Origin of the sequence: Providencia sp. PROV209 (assembly GCF_028479485.1) — a bacterium.
Taxonomy (GTDB): domain Bacteria; phylum Pseudomonadota; class Gammaproteobacteria; order Enterobacterales; family Enterobacteriaceae; genus Providencia; species Providencia alcalifaciens.
On sequence record NZ_JAMPNR010000017.1, the window covers coordinates 1 to 18,786 of the forward strand.

18 protein-coding genes, 1 tRNA gene and 1 other RNA gene are annotated in these 18,786 nt (G+C 39.0%); 7 read left to right on the forward strand and 13 right to left on the reverse strand.

What is annotated here, in order from left to right:
* The 4 genes from PR795_RS12990 to dnaQ all read right to left on the reverse strand — a co-directional run.
* The coding region (locus tag PR795_RS12990; protein WP_272516862.1) for an Ig-like domain-containing protein at positions 1 to 987 on the reverse strand (987 nt) is incomplete at its 3' end.
* A 65-nt stretch (positions 988 to 1,052) separates the two neighbouring features.
* Positions 1,053 to 1,562, reverse strand: a complete 510-nt coding sequence (locus tag PR795_RS12995) for a hypothetical protein (protein WP_006662738.1) — start codon at positions 1,560 to 1,562, stop codon at positions 1,053 to 1,055.
* Positions 1,563 to 2,572: 1,010 nt separating this feature from the next.
* Positions 2,573 to 2,649, reverse strand: a tRNA-Asp gene (locus PR795_RS13000).
* Positions 2,650 to 2,771: 122 nt separating this feature from the next.
* Entirely contained in the window at positions 2,772 to 3,533 is a 762-nt protein-coding gene (gene dnaQ / locus PR795_RS13005; protein ID WP_006662757.1) for a DNA polymerase III subunit epsilon, read from the reverse strand.
* A 54-nt stretch (positions 3,534 to 3,587) separates the two neighbouring features.
* On the opposite strand from dnaQ, the gene rnhA reads away from it, so the two are divergent.
* Complete coding sequence (gene rnhA, locus PR795_RS13010) at positions 3,588 to 4,058, forward strand: ribonuclease HI (RefSeq protein ID WP_006657236.1); 471 nt, start codon at positions 3,588 to 3,590, stop codon at positions 4,056 to 4,058.
* Between the two features lie 12 nt (positions 4,059 to 4,070).
* On the opposite strand, the gene PR795_RS13015 is transcribed toward rnhA, so the two are convergent.
* Positions 4,071 to 4,796, reverse strand: a complete 726-nt coding sequence (locus PR795_RS13015; protein ID WP_154632826.1) for a class I SAM-dependent methyltransferase — start codon at positions 4,794 to 4,796, stop codon at positions 4,071 to 4,073.
* 36 nt (positions 4,797 to 4,832) lie between these two features.
* On the opposite strand from PR795_RS13015, the gene gloB reads away from it, so the two are divergent.
* The 4 genes from gloB to PR795_RS13035 all read left to right on the forward strand — a co-directional run bounded on the left by gloB (position 4,833) and on the right by PR795_RS13035 (position 8,217).
* Positions 4,833 to 5,585 (forward strand): hydroxyacylglutathione hydrolase, encoded by a 753-nt coding sequence (gene gloB / locus PR795_RS13020; RefSeq protein ID WP_006662758.1) that lies wholly within the window; start codon positions 4,833 to 4,835, stop codon positions 5,583 to 5,585.
* 82 nt (positions 5,586 to 5,667) lie between these two features.
* Positions 5,668 to 7,047, forward strand: coding sequence for a murein transglycosylase D (gene mltD, locus PR795_RS13025; RefSeq protein ID WP_036961894.1), 1,380 nt, complete (start codon positions 5,668 to 5,670; stop codon positions 7,045 to 7,047).
* Between the two features lie 525 nt (positions 7,048 to 7,572).
* Complete coding sequence (gene tomB / locus PR795_RS13030; RefSeq protein ID WP_181480603.1) at positions 7,573 to 7,941, forward strand: Hha toxicity modulator TomB; 369 nt, start codon at positions 7,573 to 7,575, stop codon at positions 7,939 to 7,941.
* 72 nt (positions 7,942 to 8,013) lie between these two features.
* Positions 8,014 to 8,217, forward strand: coding sequence for an HHA domain-containing protein (locus PR795_RS13035; RefSeq protein ID WP_004905417.1), 204 nt, complete (start codon positions 8,014 to 8,016; stop codon positions 8,215 to 8,217).
* A 357-nt stretch (positions 8,218 to 8,574) separates the two neighbouring features.
* On the opposite strand, the gene ffs is transcribed toward PR795_RS13035, so the two are convergent.
* Both ffs and PR795_RS13045 read right to left on the reverse strand, forming a co-directional pair.
* An RNA gene (gene ffs, locus PR795_RS13040) (signal recognition particle sRNA small type) lies at positions 8,575 to 8,671 on the reverse strand.
* A gap of 160 nt (positions 8,672 to 8,831) precedes the next feature.
* The gene (locus PR795_RS13045) at positions 8,832 to 9,290 is read right to left on the reverse strand and encodes a YbaY family lipoprotein (RefSeq protein WP_006662761.1); all 459 of its coding nucleotides are present in this window, start codon (positions 9,288 to 9,290) and stop codon (positions 8,832 to 8,834) included.
* A gap of 238 nt (positions 9,291 to 9,528) precedes the next feature.
* Between PR795_RS13045 and tesB the strand changes: the two genes are divergently transcribed.
* Positions 9,529 to 10,395, forward strand: a complete 867-nt coding sequence (gene tesB, locus PR795_RS13050; RefSeq protein WP_272516863.1) for an acyl-CoA thioesterase II — start codon at positions 9,529 to 9,531, stop codon at positions 10,393 to 10,395.
* 146 nt (positions 10,396 to 10,541) lie between these two features.
* Here the strand turns inward: tesB and PR795_RS13055 are convergent, their stop codons facing one another.
* The 3 genes from PR795_RS13055 to PR795_RS13065 all read right to left on the reverse strand — a co-directional run bounded on the left by PR795_RS13055 (position 10,542) and on the right by PR795_RS13065 (position 14,624).
* Positions 10,542 to 12,323: a SmdB family multidrug efflux ABC transporter permease/ATP-binding protein gene (locus PR795_RS13055; protein ID WP_036967305.1), complete on the reverse strand. Its 1,782-nt coding sequence runs from the start codon at positions 12,321 to 12,323 to the stop codon at positions 10,542 to 10,544.
* Entirely contained in the window at positions 12,320 to 14,065 is a 1,746-nt protein-coding gene (locus tag PR795_RS13060) for a SmdA family multidrug ABC transporter permease/ATP-binding protein (protein WP_036961887.1), read from the reverse strand. The genes PR795_RS13055 and PR795_RS13060 overlap by 4 nt, the downstream gene beginning before the upstream one ends.
* Before the next feature lie 97 nt (positions 14,066 to 14,162).
* Positions 14,163 to 14,624, reverse strand: coding sequence for an Lrp/AsnC family transcriptional regulator (locus PR795_RS13065; protein ID WP_006657227.1), 462 nt, complete (start codon positions 14,622 to 14,624; stop codon positions 14,163 to 14,165).
* Between the two features lie 230 nt (positions 14,625 to 14,854).
* Here PR795_RS13065 and queC point away from each other — a divergent pair, with 230 nt between their 5' ends.
* Positions 14,855 to 15,556 carry a 7-cyano-7-deazaguanine synthase QueC gene (gene queC, locus PR795_RS13070; protein ID WP_036961881.1) on the forward strand — a complete coding sequence of 234 codons (702 nt, stop codon included), beginning with the start codon at positions 14,855 to 14,857 and terminating at the stop codon, positions 15,554 to 15,556.
* Between the two features lie 34 nt (positions 15,557 to 15,590).
* Here queC and PR795_RS13075 read toward each other — a convergent pair whose 3' ends face one another.
* The 3 genes from PR795_RS13075 to ppiD form a co-directional block, all read right to left on the reverse strand.
* Entirely contained in the window at positions 15,591 to 16,019 is a 429-nt protein-coding gene (locus tag PR795_RS13075; protein WP_006657225.1) for an acyl-CoA thioesterase, read from the reverse strand.
* Positions 16,020 to 16,265: 246 nt separating this feature from the next.
* Positions 16,266 to 16,637 carry a ComEA family DNA-binding protein gene (locus tag PR795_RS13080; protein WP_036961879.1) on the reverse strand — a complete coding sequence of 124 codons (372 nt, stop codon included), beginning with the start codon at positions 16,635 to 16,637 and terminating at the stop codon, positions 16,266 to 16,268.
* 163 nt (positions 16,638 to 16,800) lie between these two features.
* Positions 16,801 to 18,669, reverse strand: a complete 1,869-nt coding sequence (ppiD, locus tag PR795_RS13085; protein ID WP_006662767.1) for a peptidylprolyl isomerase — start codon at positions 18,667 to 18,669, stop codon at positions 16,801 to 16,803.
* Positions 18,670 to 18,786: the final 117 nt, after the last annotated feature.

Here is an 18,786-nt window from a genome sequence, read left to right on the forward strand (position 1 = left end):
CTTCGCAAAACCTTTAGCACCATTAGTTTTAATTTCTAGAGAACTATGGTCAACGTCTCCGTCTTTATCAGAATAGTTGTTTTCCATATCGATAGTGACAGGCTTGGATTCTTTGGTTGCCGCGGAATCATCCTTCGCCTCTGGTGCAGCATCAATTTTTACCGTAATAGTGGCTACGTTAGACTCATGACCTGCACGATCTTTTACTACATAAGTAATGGTATCAATACCATACTCGCCTTTGTTTGGCGTATAGACTATTTTTCCATCTTTACCGATTGTCACCGTTCCTTTGGAACCCTCTTTGACAATACGAATAGAATTAGGATTTAAGTCACCATCAACATCACTATCATTGGCGGTAACATGGATAGAAATGGGGGTATTATGCTTAGTATGCGCAGAATCATCACCCGCAATAGGTGCATGATCAACCACTTTGGAGTGACCACCGCCACCACCACCACCGCCGCCAATTGCAATAGCAGGAATTCCAATGAGAGGAACCAACGCTGCTAACCACCATGGATTAAATGCCCACATTGGCGGTAGTGCATCGCCACCGATAGCTTGCCCTGTAGCCTGGCCATCAGCCAGTTGGCTTATTGCATCTGCCTTTACAGCGCTTTCAGGAACATATGGAAAATATTGACCATTTTCATATTGGCCGATAATTAGGTTTGCATCACCTTCGTGGTAGCCAATGGCACCGTTTTCAGCAAAGTAATTTTCAATAATTAAATCAGGGCTTTCTACGTCACCACCTTCAAATGCAATGACAAGATTTTTATCTACGCGCTTAACCGCGATATTTTCTGGCGCGAATTGTGTACTTTCATCAATTAATAAATAATTTACATTTTTTTGTGCATTAATATGCAGTGGTTGTTTTAATTTACCTGCGCCGTTTTCTCCACCAGTGACAGAATATTGCTCAATCGTCTCTTTGCTATTATTAACTTTAATTGATATTTTTTTAATAGACATAGTTATCCATTGCCTCGTATCAGACAATTATTTATTGAATTAAATTTAGTTTAAGAATGTATTAATTATTGGCAGCTTTGAGCTACATCCACACGCGGTAAAGTATGAATCTGAGTACTAACTTTCCCTTTAAATTCATTAGCTTCTTTTTCTGTCAGTGGTTTTAATGATACTGTTCCATTGGTTTCAATGACCAAGAACGCATAGGATTTTCCTGGCTCTAATGGCTTATTATCGATTTCGTTTAATTTAGTATTATAGCGTTCGCTAACGTCTGTCTTATATGCAGTAAAATTGTTGTTTCCAGAGCACAATTTAATTTGTTTAGTCGCATTAGGTTCTAATGAAGTGAGATACTGTTTATTCACGAATATATTAATTGTTTTCCCTTCAACTTGATTATCTATTCTATAAAAGGAAACCAATGCTTTATTATTTTCAACTTCCTTGCTCTCTTTGAGAATATTCTTATTCTTCCAGCTCTCGTTATTATATCCGTGAAGTCCTTCATTACGCACACAGCCAGTCAATGCTGCAATGCATAATAACATTACAACGCCAGTAAACTTTTTCATATTAATCCTTTCAACGCTATGGTGTTTTATTTATGCAAAGAAAAATCCCTCTAAGCTATATTAGAGAGAATAAATAGTTTAGTAATTTGAATAAATATTAACGCTTGGAATTATTTAACTTCCAGCTTAAAAATAAATGGTTATCGTTATTTTTCGACTCAACTAATCTATCAAATGGATGATTGAAATACTTTGTTACATGATGAAAACTTCAGCATTATATCGTTGAAAGTTGACATGCGTCAATTTTCACCCCCTAAAACCCACCAATCGCAAGAAAAGATATCATTTTTAGTCGTTATTCTTTCAATTGAATATCAACTTATTGATTTTTATGGATTATAATCCATGTTAAATTTTTATTTATTTTTATAACCCATATGGTGTGTGAGAATAAAAACCATAAAATTAATAAAAATAAAAACAAAAATCCAATTACAAGGCAATACAAAGAATATTATTCCAGAAAAAGACCATTTGAAAAAAATGGTCTATAGACCATGTTAATAACTATTAACATTTTGATAAAAATACGCCAATACGAGTAAAACCTTCATTATAATAAAATACCTTTACTGCGTGTAAACCATAAGGCTATAGTTCTCTAATTAAACATTATTACAATTTAATCTTCTTTCAAATAATCTCCAGATACACTTATCAATATATATCACTTATTGCTCCTCATAATTTAACTTAATACTTAGAAATGAATTTAAATTAAGAATATTCCCTTATTGTTTCTAATTGAACCTAAGAATTATTCCTAGATTAGGAGAATAAATATTATTTAAAATAACTATATAGTCCTATTCCAATAATCGGAAATAACCATGATCTACTATAAGATTAATTATTATCCTACACGGGCACAAAGTCACCTTGAACCTATTGAAAGGGATTTGATGATGTAAGCATGCCATGCATGCTTCAAAACAAAAAAGTTAAGCGATCAATGATTTTTCACGCAAAAAAAAGCCCCGAGTCATAAGACTCAGGGCTTAATAATGTGGCGGAACGGACGGGACTCGAACCCGCGACCCCCTGCGTGACAGGCAGGTATTCTAACCAACTGAACTACCGCTCCGAAGTTCCCTACTGGGAACGCCAAGCATATTACGAATACTTGCTATGACAGTCAATACTTTTTCTTGAAAAATCGTACGGTTGAGCAGTTTTTAGCCTTGCGAGATCACTAAATCACCACTCTTAATGTAGAACATCCTCATCTTGCTTAGTTTGCCGCCATAAACAAGGTTTACCCCCTTTTTTGTCGACTATATCTAAGCGAGCTTCATGCTCTGCCACTTCTTCATCAGAGGCATAAAGAACCTTTAATCCACTCACTGGTCGTTCAATACGTTGAATTGTATTAGCTTGTTCTGTATTGCTGGATTCAGACTCCATTGAAAATGCAAGGGAAGTCTGTCCCCCCGTCATCGCTAAGTAAACGTCAGAAAGAATCTCAGCATCGAGTAATGCTCCATGCAATGTTCGCTTAGAGTTATCAATTAGATATCTATCACACAGCGCATCTAAATTATTTCGCTTACCCGGAAAAATTTTTCGGGCTAGCACTAAGCTATCCGTAATCGTGCAAAATTCTGCTGTAGGCGGGATCCCTCTATTGAGTTTACGAAACTCATAATCCATAAAACCGATATCAAAGGGGGCATTATGAATAACAAGTTCTGCACCGCGAATAAATTCAATAAATTCATCCGCAATATCGGCAAACACGGGTTTGTCTTGCAAGAATTCATCACTAATACCGTGAACTTCAAAAGCTTCCGGATCAACAAGGCGATCAGGTTTAATATACACATGGAAATTACGCCCAGTTAGTCGGCGATTAATCACCTCTACCGCACCAATTTCAATGATATTGTGCCCTTCATAATGAACACCAAGTTTATTCATACCTGTCGTTTCAGTATCGAGGACAATTTGTCGGGTTATCGCCGTGCTCATAATGTTTTTTTGTGTCAAACTAGAAGTTGATGAATAAGAAAGAGTGTAACAGAAATGACAAAGCAGGTAGAAATTTTCACTGATGGGTCTTGTTTAGGTAACCCAGGCCCCGGCGGATACGGTATTGTGCTTCGCTATCAGCAACATGAGAAAACACTCAGTGACGGTTTTTTCCTCACCACGAATAATCGAATGGAGTTACTGGCCGCAATTATTGCGTTAGAGTCGCTTACTCGACCTTGCGATGTAATCCTCACGACCGATAGCCAATATGTACGCCAAGGGATCACCCAATGGATCCATAATTGGAAACGTCGCCAATGGAAAAAAGCAGATAAATCGCCGGTGGTTAACGTAGACCTATGGAAACGTCTCGATCAAGCGATTACTCGCCATACTATTGATTGGCGCTGGGTAAAAGGTCATGCCGGTCATGCAGAAAATGAGAAATGTGATGAATTAGCCCGAGCCGCCGCAAATGCTCCAACCAAAGAAGATACAGGTTACCAGCCAACTGAAGATTGATTACATTAAAATTTAACGAAACTGCTTCGATTTACTGATCTCTTTCGTTGCACCTAACGCTGTTGAAATTTTAACTTTTGGTTGCTTAAATTTCAGGGGCGTTGGTGTTAAAGGGTAAGTACGCTTTCTGGCAACAATGACACTCATAACGCCCAGCCCTCCACAGCGCTTGTTCACGCGTTTTTCTGATGAAAGCCAAGGGAGAGCTTGGCAATTTCGGTGATATAGCACCTCATAATTGAGTAACCCTAGCCAATCAAATACTCTGAGAGAAGGGAAGAAACGACTGCAATAAGGTTGCTGCTTACGTAAAATTGGCACCAATTTAGCCATTCCAGCTAAGCTAAATGGGTTAAATCCTGAAAGAATTAGCCAACCATCATCAATCAAAACACGGTCAACTTCCCGCAAGATCCAATGAGGATCGTGACTATATGCCAACAAATGAGGCATTAAGCAAGCATCGATGACTTTGTCTGCAAACGGTAATGCTTCAGGATTTGCTGCCACGTCAAATGAATGAGGATCTTCACCTACGGTGAATTGATGAGGGATCATACACTCTTTAGTGTGGATTTCTGTACTCAAATGCCCTAATTTAAGCAAGTGATAACCAAACATTTTTTGCCACCAAGGCGCTAACTGTGCTTCCAATGCTTGGCGATAGTGTTCACCAAAAGGAATATCAGACCAACTGGCGGGCATTTGAATCTTTTCTTCAATACGCGCGGGTTTCATAACATTCCCCTTTTAAAAAATCGGATCGAGGTGATTATGGAGTTAATTCGAATTCCAGCGTTAAATGATAATTACATTTGGCTGCTGACAAACAACCAACAGTGTATCATCGTTGACCCAGCTGAGTCAGAGGCTGTTCTCGCAATATTAACGGCTAATCATTTGACCCCTGTTGCAATTTTACTCACACACCATCATAACGACCATACTCAGGGTGTTAAAGGAATTATTGCACAATATCCAAAACTCCCCGTATTCGGTCCCCAAGAAACACGCGTTAAAGGTGCCACAGAGCAAGTAAACGAGGGGGATTTAGTCGTCATTGATGATTTCAAATTTCAAGTCATTGGATTACCAGGACATACTCTTGGGCATGTTGGTTTCTACCAAGCTCCTTATCTATTTTGTGGGGATACTCTATTTTCCGCTGGTTGTGGGCGAATTTTTGAAGGTACCCCAGAACAAATGTACCAATCCATTCAAAAAATTGCTGCACTTCCAGATGAGACGCTTATCTGTTGCGCTCACGAATATACTCTGTCTAATTTGCAATTCGCACATCATATTTGGCCTGAAAATGAGATAATTACAAATTATTCCGAAAAAGTAAGAATACTGCGCAGCAACCAGCAAGCAAGTGTTCCTAGTACCTTGAAAACAGAGAGAAACATCAACATTTTTTTACAGTGCGACAACCCGAAATTACAACAAAAATTGAACATTAATGTGACAAATCCATCATTACGCGCTGTTTTCACTTTATTACGTCAATTAAAAGATGAATATTGATGTATAATCGTTGTCAATAGCAGTTAAAGCCAGTATTATCTGGTCAACTTTTAAACATCAAAAACAAAGAAAAACAGAGCTAATGAAGATAATCGCGACCCTCATCGCCATTGTTTTGCTTGCGGGCTGTCAAGGCACTTCCAAGGTCACCGTTAAGCAACCAAAATCTTCAGCCAATCACTCAATTGACACTGTTGCATCCCATAATCAGGCAGCAAGTAGACAAGCTTCTAAAGTCGATCATGACCTCTGGGGTTATATTAGTGGTGAGCTGAAGATGGATATCCCGGAGAATGCAACAATTAGGGAAATGGCCAACAATTACTCAAATAAACAAAGTTTTATCTATGACGTTGCAGTAAGAGCCGAACCTTACATGTACTTAATTGTAGATGAAATCAATGATCGCAACTTGCCGATGGAATTAGCCTTAATTCCAGTTATTGAAAGTGCCTATAACCCTAAAGCAACCTCCCCTGCACAAGCTGCGGGTCTTTGGCAAATTGTCCCCATTACTGCACGTTCTTATGGGCTAAAACAGACCCAATGGGTTGATGAGCGACGCGATGTTATCACATCAACAAAAGCGGCTTTAGATCTCCTTGAAAACCTAAACATTATGTTCGGTCACGATTGGGAACTCACGCTGGCTGCTTATAACTGTGGTGAGGGTTGCGTACAAAACGCCATTAAAAAGAATGAAGCCGCTGGCTTACCAACAGATTTTTGGTCTCTTCAACTACCTAAAGAAACCAAACAATATGTTCCAAAGATCCTTGCGCTTAGCAAAGTTTTGAGACAACCAGAACGTTATCAAGTCAGATTACCAAAAAGTAATAAAAATAGAGGGTTGACCCAAGTTGATGTAGGGCAACAAATTACACTAACTCAAGCGGCTGAATTGACAGGCTTAACGGAAGAATCCATTAAAACCTACAATTCGGGTTATACCCGAGGAGTGACATCTCCTAATGGTCCGCATTATATAATGTTACCAACTGCGAAAGCTGAACAATTAAAAGTTTCGTTAACTGATCAAGATGTCTTGAATGATATTCGTAATGCGGTTGCACAAAATCGTTATGCACAAGCGGCGCTCAATAACGTCCAAACAGCCAAGAGAAATTCAAAACAGAACAAAACCTTTAGCTATAAAGTCCGCAAGGGTGAATCTATCGCCAGTATTGCTAGAAAATTCAATACGACAGCGAAGAATATCCAACAACTTAATGGGTTAAAAACAGCAAAGGCGAATATTGTTCCAGGACAAACCTTAAAAATTTCAGGCACTTCCCCTACTAGTAATAGCCGTAAAGGTGGAACCTATAAAGTCAGAAAAGGTGACACTTATTACAGCATTGCTAAACGTCATGGGATTAAACTTAACGACCTGATGAATTGGAACTCTGGTGTTAAAATGGCGGATTTAAAACCAGGTGTTACACTAAATTTATATCTTTAAATTAAATATTTCAAAAATCCCCACAAAGGTTAAACCCTAGGGGATTTTATATTAAATAAAATTCAATGATTAGAAATAAACTATTTAATTAGGTTTAATCTCGATATCAATCTCGATCACAACTTGAGTTGTAACATATCATTTAAATACACTTCACTGCATAAACCGCACAATATCATTTACATTCTTCATTAGAGTATGATAAAAAATAAATAGCCCAATTTTTCCTACTCCACCAGCCAATGATCCCCTAAAAAAATCATTATTGGGTGGTGACTTATGTAATAAAAGTGCTATTATTATCCATGTGGCGAAAGCAATCTGAGCAACCAGTTTATATTTGAATATTACTTTTATATTAGTGATAATCTAAAAACTCTCTCAACTAGTGATAATCTGATATTTATCAATATATTAGCTATGTTTGTTTATATTGAAAACGGGTGCTTATATTCAGTTAATATGGCATTATTTTTGATACAAAAATACACAAAGTAAAAGTCAGATTCGCCCATGGAGGTGATTATGGATGAATACTCACCCAAGAAACATGATATAGCCGAATTAAAATATCTTTGTAACAGTTTGAATAGAGACGCTATATCAAGTTTACAAAAAACAAACACTCATTGGATAAATGATCTTAGTTCTTCACAAAGCATCAGTCTTAACGAGCTTGTTGAGCATATTGCAGCTTTTGTCTGGCGATTTAAAATCAAATATCCAAAAGAAAATCTCGTTATTTCTCTTGTTGAAGAGTATCTTGACGAAACATATAATTTATTTGGCAGCCCAGTAGTTACCTTCAGCGAAATCATTGACTGGGAAAGTATGAATCAAAATCTTGTCGCCGTGCTCGATGATGATCTAAAATGTCTGACAAGTAAGACTTAGTATTACCATTTACCTTTAATCCCACTATTGCATAGTATATTTTAGGTTATAGACACATAAAGAAAGGGCGTTATGACCAAATCCGATTATCTGATGCGTTTAAGAAAATGCACCACTATTGAAACACTTGAGCGCGTTATTGAAAAAAATAAGTATGAGTTATCCGATGATGAGTTAGAGTTATTTTACTCTGCCGCTGATCATCGTCTTGCAGAGCTCACGATGAATAAACTTTACGATAAAATTCCAGCATCTGTTTGGAAGTTTGTTAGATAAATACTTATTTACACGCATAGATAGTGAATGGTTATAGCCGGTAACTTTTTATCGGCTCAATGAAAATCCTTATTTCCCAAGTTAGTGTTCGATGAATACTGGCTCAATTCTTATATCCTTATATTTTTACCCTTTCTTAATCCCAATTAGTTTAACATTGCATGCGAGATAAAGTTCATCGTTGACCATAGCAAATTAGTATTAAGAATAATAATCAATATCCTATTATTTATAATATATAAAGCTAAGCAGATAATAGTCAAAAATATCTACAAACGAACAACATTTGATTAATGTAAAATATAGGCGTGAATATAAGAAAGGTATCAAAGTTTTGGGAGTTTTTTTGGGTGGGAGCCCTGCCAGCGACATCCCGGCACACACGACCCCTGCTATGGCTGCTTCCTTCCGGACCTGACCGAGTTAACAAGTTAGCGTTGCGGGAGAACCAACAGAGCCCCCATTGATTGCTTTTTTCAAAGCAGGGGCATTATGCTTGATAGATAGCTAAATAGCAAGAAAGCCGCTACCAAGTGCTGTTTTATTACACAAAAATCCGAATCACCGCTGAATAATAGATAGCGATAAAGAGTACATATTAGCAAGGAGCAACATCAGTTGGCAGGAACCAATAACAGATCTATATTCTTATAGATACCATTGTTGATCACTTCAGTAGGTGAGTCTGTAATATAAATTAATTTACCATCAACATATAGCGTGGCACTCACCGTAATTTTGGCTTGGCTTCTTATTTCATCCTTGTGGTAAGTCAGTTCATAAGGAATCGTCACTTGGTTATCCAAACTTGTGTAATGCTTTTGAGATAATATAAGCGCTGGTAACTCAACAAATGAATTGTCCGACATCGTGACGGTGAGGTCTACGTTTTCAGATAACCCCATACTTTTACCAATGATAATATTCCCACTAATAGTGCCAATATCGACCTTCTGGTTCTCATGACTACTTTTTCCTTTCACCCTTTTTTCTGGTGGGCTCGCATTGTTACCTTCACAACCTGCCAAGAAAATAAGCATCAACAAACTAATCATGTAGCGATGTAATGTCATAATAATTACCTATAGTTTTTTGATTTATTTAGACATTTTCATATGATTATTATTGATATATCAGAGTTTATCTAAACTTAGAAAATTATATCTAATACAAATTAAATAATGAAATTATATTTCAAATTGTAACCAAAAACGATTGTCAATTAATCAGTACATAAACAGCCTACCTATTTATGCAGATTAATGGGAAAATAGCCGCATCTGATATTTTTTAATCCTCTTCAAGGTGACCATGAGCCCAGAATTACAGAATTTAATCAGCCTAATTAAACTCGAAAAAATTGAAGAAGGTATTTTTCGGGGACAAAGCGAAGATCTTGGTTTGCCGCAAGTTTTTGGCGGGCAAGTTGTTGGACAAGCAATGTATGCTGCAAAACAAACCACGCCAGAAGAGCGGATTATCACTTCCTTTCACAGCTATTTTCTACGCCCTGGGGACAGCCAAAAACCAATTGTCTACGATGTAGAAATCTTGCGTGATGGTGGAAGCTTTAGTACACGCCGCATTAGTGCTATCCAAAATGGTAAACCTATCTTCTTTATGACGGCTTCTTTTCAAGAACAAGAAGACGGTTTTAACCATCAGAATCTAATGCCTGATGTTCCTGCGCCAGAACAATTAATTTCGCAGGATGAAATCATTCAACGTTTCGCGGATCAACTGCCCGATGCAGTTAAAAAATATGCGTTACGACCTAATCCTTTTGAATTTCGTCCTATTGAGTTCTATAGCCCGTTTGATAGTGCACCTCAAGAACCCTTTCGCTATATTTGGTTTAAAGCCAAAGGTGAGCTCCCCAATAGCCCTGAGCTACATGACTACTTACTAGGCTATGCATCAGACTACAATTTCCTACCGGCCGCATTACAACCGCACGGGCGAGGTTTCATGGAGCGGGACTTGCAAGTTGCAACCATTGACCATTCCATGTGGTTCCATAGACCTTATCGCATTGATGAATGGTTACTATATGCCATTGAAAGCCCTTCCGCTTCCGGTGGGCGTGGTTTTGTTAAGGGGCAAATTTATAACCAGCAAGGATATTTAGTGGCAACAACCGTACAAGAAGGTGTTATTCGTAAGAGAAAACCTCGCTAATACCCACTATCTCTTATCTCTGCTCATGAAATGAAAGTAAGCCATTACTTCTCAAGATATTAAGAGCCTCTACTACGAGGCTCTTTTATTTGATATCTCGTATAATACACCACGCTATTGGAGCAATATCTGTCAGTAAGCACTAACTAAACTAATAATGCTTCCGCTGCTTCATCACGGGAATTCAATGATTCGCCAACCTGCTGTAATTGATACATTTGATAATAGCGCCCTCCCTGTTGGAGGAGCTGAGTATGAGTTCCTTGTTCTACAATCATCCCTCGATGTAATACGACAACATGGTCTGCATCTACAATGGTGGATAAGCGATGAGCAATCACAACCAATGTAGTATTTTGACGAATAACGCGTAGTGCCTTCTGAATTGCCTGTTCGGTCCCCGAATCAATATTCGCGGTGGCTTCATCCAAAATCAAAATTTTCGGCGTTATCACCAGTACTCGAGCCATCGCCAATAATTGGCGTTGCCCCACAGATAAAGTATTCCCTTGTTCACCTAATAAAGAGTCTAATCCATCCGGTAATTCACGAACATGTTGAGCTAATTGTACGGTTTCAAGCACTTCCCACACTTTTTCTTGGGAAACCTCACGCCCTAATGCCACGTTATCAAAAAATGAAGCCGCCAATACAACGGGATCTTGCTGTACCATGGCAATACCATTGCGTAATACTTGATGAGACAGTGAGTTTAGGTCTCTCCCATCCAGTAATATTTCCCCTTCTTGCCACGGGTAATAACCCATAATTAAGTTTGCGATAGTGCTTTTCCCACTACCCGTATGCCCAACCAATGCAACAAAATGGTGTTCAGGTACAGACAAATTAATATCATCAAGGACTTTTTTATCTGCACGATAAGCAAACGAAAGATGCTTAATTTCAATCGCCCCACCTTGCAATGGCGCAATATTTTCGCCATACCCTTGCTGTGGACTATCCATTAATTCAAAAACACGTTCACCGGAGACAACCGCTTGTTGCAGCATCGATTGTTGAGAAGTTAATTCAATGAGTGGTTCGTTTAATCGTCCCAAATAGTTAATGAAAACATACAGGACCCCAACCCCAACGGTGCTGGTTCCGTCAAACCCAAATAGCAACAACAATCCACACAGTACACAAGCGGAAAACAGGCTTAGTAACGGTCTGAGGAGTAACCCATCCAATTTCAATGCTTTCATTCTTGAATGGTAATGATCTTCACTCGCAGACAACATTTTTTGACCAAATCTCGCTTGTTGTAGAAATTGTTGAATGACTGTCATACCGTTAATAACTTCATTAAAGCCGTTATTAATATCCGCTAAATATGCCCTAACTCGGCGTACAATTGGTGTACTTAGGCGTTGATAAACCAGCATAACAACCAGTACCGCTGGAAATATTAATACCGCAATGGACGCCATTTTCCACTCTAAAGAGAACATCGCCACTAACATAGCGCAAATCAATGCTAAGCTACGAAATACGGTTGGTACGACCATAACAAACAGGTCTTTGATGACTTCAGTGTCGTTAGTCACTCGGGAAATAATCTGCCCTACGGGTTGCTTATCAAAAGCACTCAAAGGCTGGCGTAAAGCCGCATTCATCACATCCGTTCGTAAGTTTTGTACCACACCAACAGATGCTTGGTTAAACAGTATTTTTTGATAGTAATGGAGGAGTGCGGCGATAATTTGCAATGCAATAAATCCTATCACCATATATAACGTAAGCGGCATGATAATCTGTTTTTTTGCCACCATGTTGTCAATAAAGTAACTAATAAGTAAGGGTCCACTCACTTCTGCTGCGGCTGCCAGCCACAGCATCGTTATCGCGATCACCATCGTCCGACGGTAAGCTTTACCATAAGATAATAAGCGTTTTAGTGCCGGCCATAGCGGCTTTTTCTGGTTCATAGGTCACCATCCAAAGCAGCTTCAATTTGCTGATAATGATACATATCACTGTACCAACCTGATTCCTTAACTAACTCTTTATGAGTTCCCTTAGCAACAATCCCACCATGACATAACACGAGGATATTATCAGCATCGACCAAAGCAGATAAACGATGGGCACTAATAATCAAAGTTCGCCCCTGTCTCCAGTCACTCAAATTTTGCAAAATAACGTGTTCCGTTTGCCCATCTACCGCAGATAACGCATCATCCAAGACCAATATCTCGGCATTTTTCAAAATGGCTCTCGCAATGGAAATGCGCTGTTTTTGCCCACCGGAAAGCATGACTCCACGTTCTCCCACTTGGGTTTGATACCCTTCAGGTAGCCGTAGAATATCTTCATGAACACAAGCAATACGAGCAGCATCTTCTATTTGTGCCATAGTGGCATCTGGCTGCCCAAGAGCGATATTATTTGCCACTGTATCCGAAAACAGGAAAGCGGATTGATTGACGATAGATAGCCTAGCCCGCCATTCATCGAGCTGAATATCAGTAAGTGGCTTATGCTGATAACTAATTTCGCCATCACTCACATCAAAATGACGTTGTAGTACAGTAATTAGTGTCGATTTACCGGAACCCGTTGGTCCACATAAACCAAGAAATCCACCAGGCTTCAACGTAAATTGAATGTCTTTCAGAGCATACCGCTGAGTTTCAGGATAAGAAAACGTTCGGATATTCACACTTAACTCGCCTTTTTCAGCGAGCAAACTTTGGTTACCATCTTTAATCACTAATGGCTCATTGAGTAAACTTAAAATTCGGCTATAAGCTGCACTACCACGCTCAACGATATTAAACATCCATGCAAGCGCTAACATTGGCCAAATCATCAAACCTAAGTACATCACGAAACTGGTGAGCTCCCCGAGAGTCAAGGTATCATTCAATACCATCCAGCTCCCACCAGCTATGGCTAATAGGTTTGCCATACCAATTGCCATAAAAATGGTCGGGTCAAAGCGAGCATCAATCTTTGCGACATGCATATTGCGTCGCCCTGCTTCAGTGGCAACTTGTTCAAACTGGTTAGATTGATGATCTTCCAGACCAAATGCTTTAATCATTCGAATGCTGGTTAAGCTTTCTTGAGCATGGTTATTTAAAGAAGAGAAAGCGCCCTGAGCGTGTTTAAAGCGGTGGTGAAGTTGGTCGCCATAGCGCTTAATAACCAATGCCATAATAGGCATAGGGATCAGGGCAAGCAGTGTTAATTGCCAACTAATTTCAATACTCATCATGATAAGGACAGCACATCCCATCACTAAAGAGTCTACAAGGGTCAGCACCCCTTCCCCCGCAGCAAATACCACGCGGTCGACATCATTCGTAGTCCGAGCGATAAGATCGCCTGTACGATATTTCAAATAAAATGGTTGGTTTTGTAAACTGAGTTGTCGATAAATTTGTTGCCTCAACTGAACGGCTAACTTATAGGAAGCACCAAACAACCATAACCGCCAAACATAACGTAACCCATAAACCGTTAAGGCAATAGCTAACATCGATAAGACGTAATTAACAAGTTGTTGATTAGTCATCGAGCCTTTACTTATGCCGTCCACAATCACACCAACGAAACGTGGAGGAATTATCTGTAGAATGGCAATGACCACAAGAAAACAAATAGCGCCGAGATAACGACGCCATTCGCTTATAAAATACCAACGTAACTGTGAAAATAATCGCACGTATTACTGCCTTGAATGATGTTAGTAACTGCCTACTTTCTTTATTATTAATGACTTTGTGTTTTAGCCTATATTGCACCAATTTAAGTAAGCTAAATTAGTCGGGAATGGGCAGTACTGTCGTATATTTGATTTTTTCCATTGCAAAACTGGAGGTTACATCAATTAAGCCGTGAACACCATTAACCAACTTCTTATAGAATAGATCATAGGATTTCATATCATGGACTTCAACCTGCATCAGGTAATCATATTCTCCCGCCATACGATAAAATACTAAAACCTCAGGAAGCTTTTCGACAAAGGAAACAAACTGCGCGTACCATTCACTATTGTGCTGCTGGGTTTTAATCATAACAATGACGGTCAATCCTAATCCTAGTTTTTCTCCATCAAGGAGTGTGACACGACCTCGAATATAGCCTTCATCTTCTAGTCGTTTTAATCGCTTCCAACATGGCGTGGAAGTTAAGTTAACGGCTTCCGCTAATGAATTTAATGATAGGCTGCTGTCATTTTGTAATAAGCCAAGTAGTTTTTTATCTATTTTATCCAGCATATTTAGCCCCTAGGCGGATTCCTGTATCAGCAAAATTCTATCATGATGAAATAATAAAGCCGTTATGAATTGCAAGTATTGTAGAATAACTTTGCATAAATAGCCGAAAAATAGCATAAATTGCTTATACCATAAGGGTATAGTACAAAAACAAGCTGTTCATTACTCTTCTAGACCGCTAACATAGGGCTCAATTAATTTCCTCATTATTGCAAGCTCAGGAGAGACTTATGAAACGCGCCGTTGTCGTCTTCAGTGGAGGGCAAGATTCAACGACCTGCCTAATTCAAGCACTCAAAGATTATGATGAGGTTCACTGTGTGACCTTTGATTATGGGCAACGTCACCGCTTAGAAATTGAGGTCGCACAAAAATTGAGCCTCCAATTAGGTGCAAAAGCGCATAAAGTTCTCGATGTCTCATTACTCAACGAACTTGCGATAAGCAGCCTAACCCGTGACAATATCCCTGTCCCTGATTATGAAGAAAGTGAAGCAAGTGGGCTTCCAAGTACCTTTGTGCCTGGTCGAAATATTCTATTTCTGACGCTTTCCGCCATTTATGCTTATCAGGTCAACGCAGAAGCAGTGATCACTGGCGTGTGTGAAACTGATTTCTCGGGCTACCCTGATTGCCGTGACGAGTTTGTCAAAGCACTGAATCATGCTGTCAATTTAGGGTTAGCAAAAGAGATCCGTTTCGAAACACCGCTTATGTGGTTAGACAAAGCTCAAACTTGGGCTCTTGCTGATTACTATGGGCATCTTGAAACTATCCGTACACAAACACTGACTTGCTACAATGGTATCCAAGGTGACGGCTGTGCTGAATGCGCAGCATGTCATTTACGTAGCAAGGGTTTGAATTATTATCTCAATAATAAGCAAGCCGTTATGGACTCCCTACTCAAACACCTCAATAGCATTAAGTAATTCAGCTGGCCAACCAAGACTGCCCCTCGGTTGGCTATACTTCAATACATGCATCTATTTTATTTTTCAAAGACTCAATCTTTTCGTGTAATTCATCTTCAATCACCATCGCTTTATTGCTTTTTCCATCAATGAACACAAAAGTGACATAGGCATCGGAAACCACTTCGTCTTCACCATTACGGTGACGAATAATTTGCTGGTAACAAACAGCACTTTTAACACCGATTTTATCGATTTTTGACGTCACGGTCAGTTCATCCCCCAAACCAACAGCTTGGAAGTAGTTCACATTGATATTTACAGCAGCCATAATAATTTTGTGCTGGATAGCCCACTCAATGAGATTTGCCTTTCCCATCCAATCCCATCTATCCGCTTCGTAAAATTCTAAATATCGAGCATTATTTACATGTTGGAACACATCAATGTGGTAACCGAGTACTTTAATCTGTATCGCCATAACTACTCCGACCAGTTAATTTATTTGGTAACATAAAAATAACAAATATTTAGAAACTCTGCTGAATAAATCTCACTTATCAGACTTGGCTCTCATATTTACTTTTTAAATCAAATTGATTAGAACAAAACATACCGACTAATAATTTTTAACTTATATTTAGAATTTAATTTCAATAACTGAGCACTTAAAACATTCTTTTTATCTACATAAAGTTAGCTCACAATGAAGTGAGCTAATATTTTGCTAAAGCACGAGTTTTTCTCGATTTTTTTCTAAAAATGCCGGACCTATTCCTTGTACCTCAAGAATATTTTCTATGGCATTAAAAGCCCCAAACTTCTCTCGATATTCGACAATAGCTTGCGCTTTCTGCTTACCTATACCGCTGAGTTTTCTCGCTAACTCTTCTGCACTCGCTTGATTAATATTGACCTGATCAGGGGAAGTTAAGTGATTTGTACTTTTTATTTCATCACTATTTTGAGACTGCATAATCGAAGTCACCGGTTTTTCTGTTTCCGCTTTCTTTACCGCCGCAGAGACGGATAAAGGGCACAATATCGCAACCATTAACACTGTCCCTAATCCTTGTTTAATATATTTATTCCATTCCATCATTGTTCTCCTATGTGTGTTGAAACTCCACAATGCCAGAGAATTTTTTCAAAAACTTTTCTTCGAACTATACAATGCGAAAGGCCACCCTATGGGTGGCCTTCTATTACATATATTGCATTTTTAATTGCGAAGCACTTCGCAACTATCCTATGCTGAAAGCTTATTCTAAGCTTTGTACTTCAATTTTTGCATTTGTACGTAAGTTCAGCATTAATGCTTCATTCACAGCAGAGCTCATTGCACCACGATATTCGTTAGCTAACTGATTAAGTTCATCCGCAGTTGGTTGACCTAAAGTGACTTTATCTAGTTGGACAATCAACAGGTTATCTTTTTGATCATAAGCGATTGCATACGTTGGCTTGCCTTCTGCCGGTGGTGTCATTTTCATTGCAACACCCGTTACATCAGTAGCTGGAGCAAGGAATGAAACCGTTTGAACAGCACCAAACTGGGTATCAGCGGCTTTCAGTGCTTCGTCACCTTTACCTGCTTGTAACGCTGCCAGTAATTTCTCACCATCTGCTTTTAACTGTGCAGATGCTTTTTGGCGCTTAACCAATGCTTCAATATCCGCTTTTACCGTCTCGAATGGCTCAATTGATTCCGCTTTATATTGAGCAACACGTAAGACAAACGCACGGTCACCTTCCACGTTAATAACATCTGAGTTAATGCCTGTTGAACCGTTTTTATCCACTAAGCGTTCGCTGAATACTTCATTAACCACCTTAGGGAAATTCAGTTCTGCTGGCGGGTTTTGACGATCAAACCAACCTGTAGTGACCACTTTGAGACCGGAAATGCTTTCAACGGAGGCTAATGATTCATTGTCATTCGTTGCTGCTTCACTGACTTTTTGTTGTAAGTCATAGAATTGTTTAACGCTTTTATCTTGAACCAAGCTAGTTTCGATGCTGGATTTTACTTCATCAAAAGGCTTAACAGCTTCCGGCTTCACATCATCTAAACGGAATAAAACATAGTTATCTTGAACTTTGATTGGCGCAGAAACTTGACCTTTTTCAGTTAAATTAGCGCTAATAATTTCACTTGGCGTGGAGGTCGCTTCCATCCAGCCAATCACGCCTTTATTGCCCGCACTGAATTTATCAGTCGATTTTTCTGTCGCAAGTGTTGCGAAATCAGCACCACCTTTCAGTTCAGCTTCTAAAGCTTGCGCATCTTTTTCTGATGCAACTTGGATCATGCTATAAAGCTTTTGTTCTGCTTTCGTGAAGTTTTTCAGATTTTGTTCGTAGTAAGATTTCACTTCTTCGTCAGTGACTGACGCTTTAGGCATTGATGCCGCGTCCATTTCTACGTAACTCACTTGAACTTGTTCAGGTGAGATAAAACTGTTTTGGTTTGCCGCGTAATAAGCTTTCAGCTCATCCTCAGTCACTGTTTGTTTTGCTTGCAATGCAGCCAATGACAGCGTTGCAGTGCGTACCTCACGCTCTTGCATAAATAATTCAGCGTAAGCTTTAACTTCCGAAGGTAGCGCAAATTCTGTTCCGGTGAACGATTTACCTAATTGTGCACGCACTAAATCTTGACGAATTTGAGCGGCAAAATTGTCTGCATTGATATTGTAACGACTTAAAATTTCGCGATATTTTTCGCTATCAAACTTTCCATTAGTTTGGAAAATTTGCATAGCAAAAATAGCCTGCTCAATTTGTTGATCGCTGGCAGAAAGTTGTAATTCATTAGCATATTGATTAATCAATTGATTATTGATTAAGTTATTCAAAGCTTGGGTACGCAGCTCTTTCATGTAGTTGTCATTACTCGCAACTTCAGAGAATTTATCTCCTAAGTATTCTTGTAACGACTGGCGTTCTTGCTGGAAAGCTTGCTGTAATTGTTCCTTGCTTATTGGCTGTCCATTGACTTCAGCAGCATTATTACTTGAGCCACCAATCACATAGCCAGCAACACCTGTCAGCACGAATGACAAGATAATAATAGCTAACAACACTTTAATAAAAGGACTGTTCGCCTTCGTGCGTAGATCTTCCATCATAAAAAGGCTTAACTCCGCTTTGCTTTGTTGAATTTCTTAATATTACGCTAATTTTAACTCAGATAGAAAAAAAAGCGCACCATTTCCATGGCGCGCTTATATATTAGCTGATTAAAG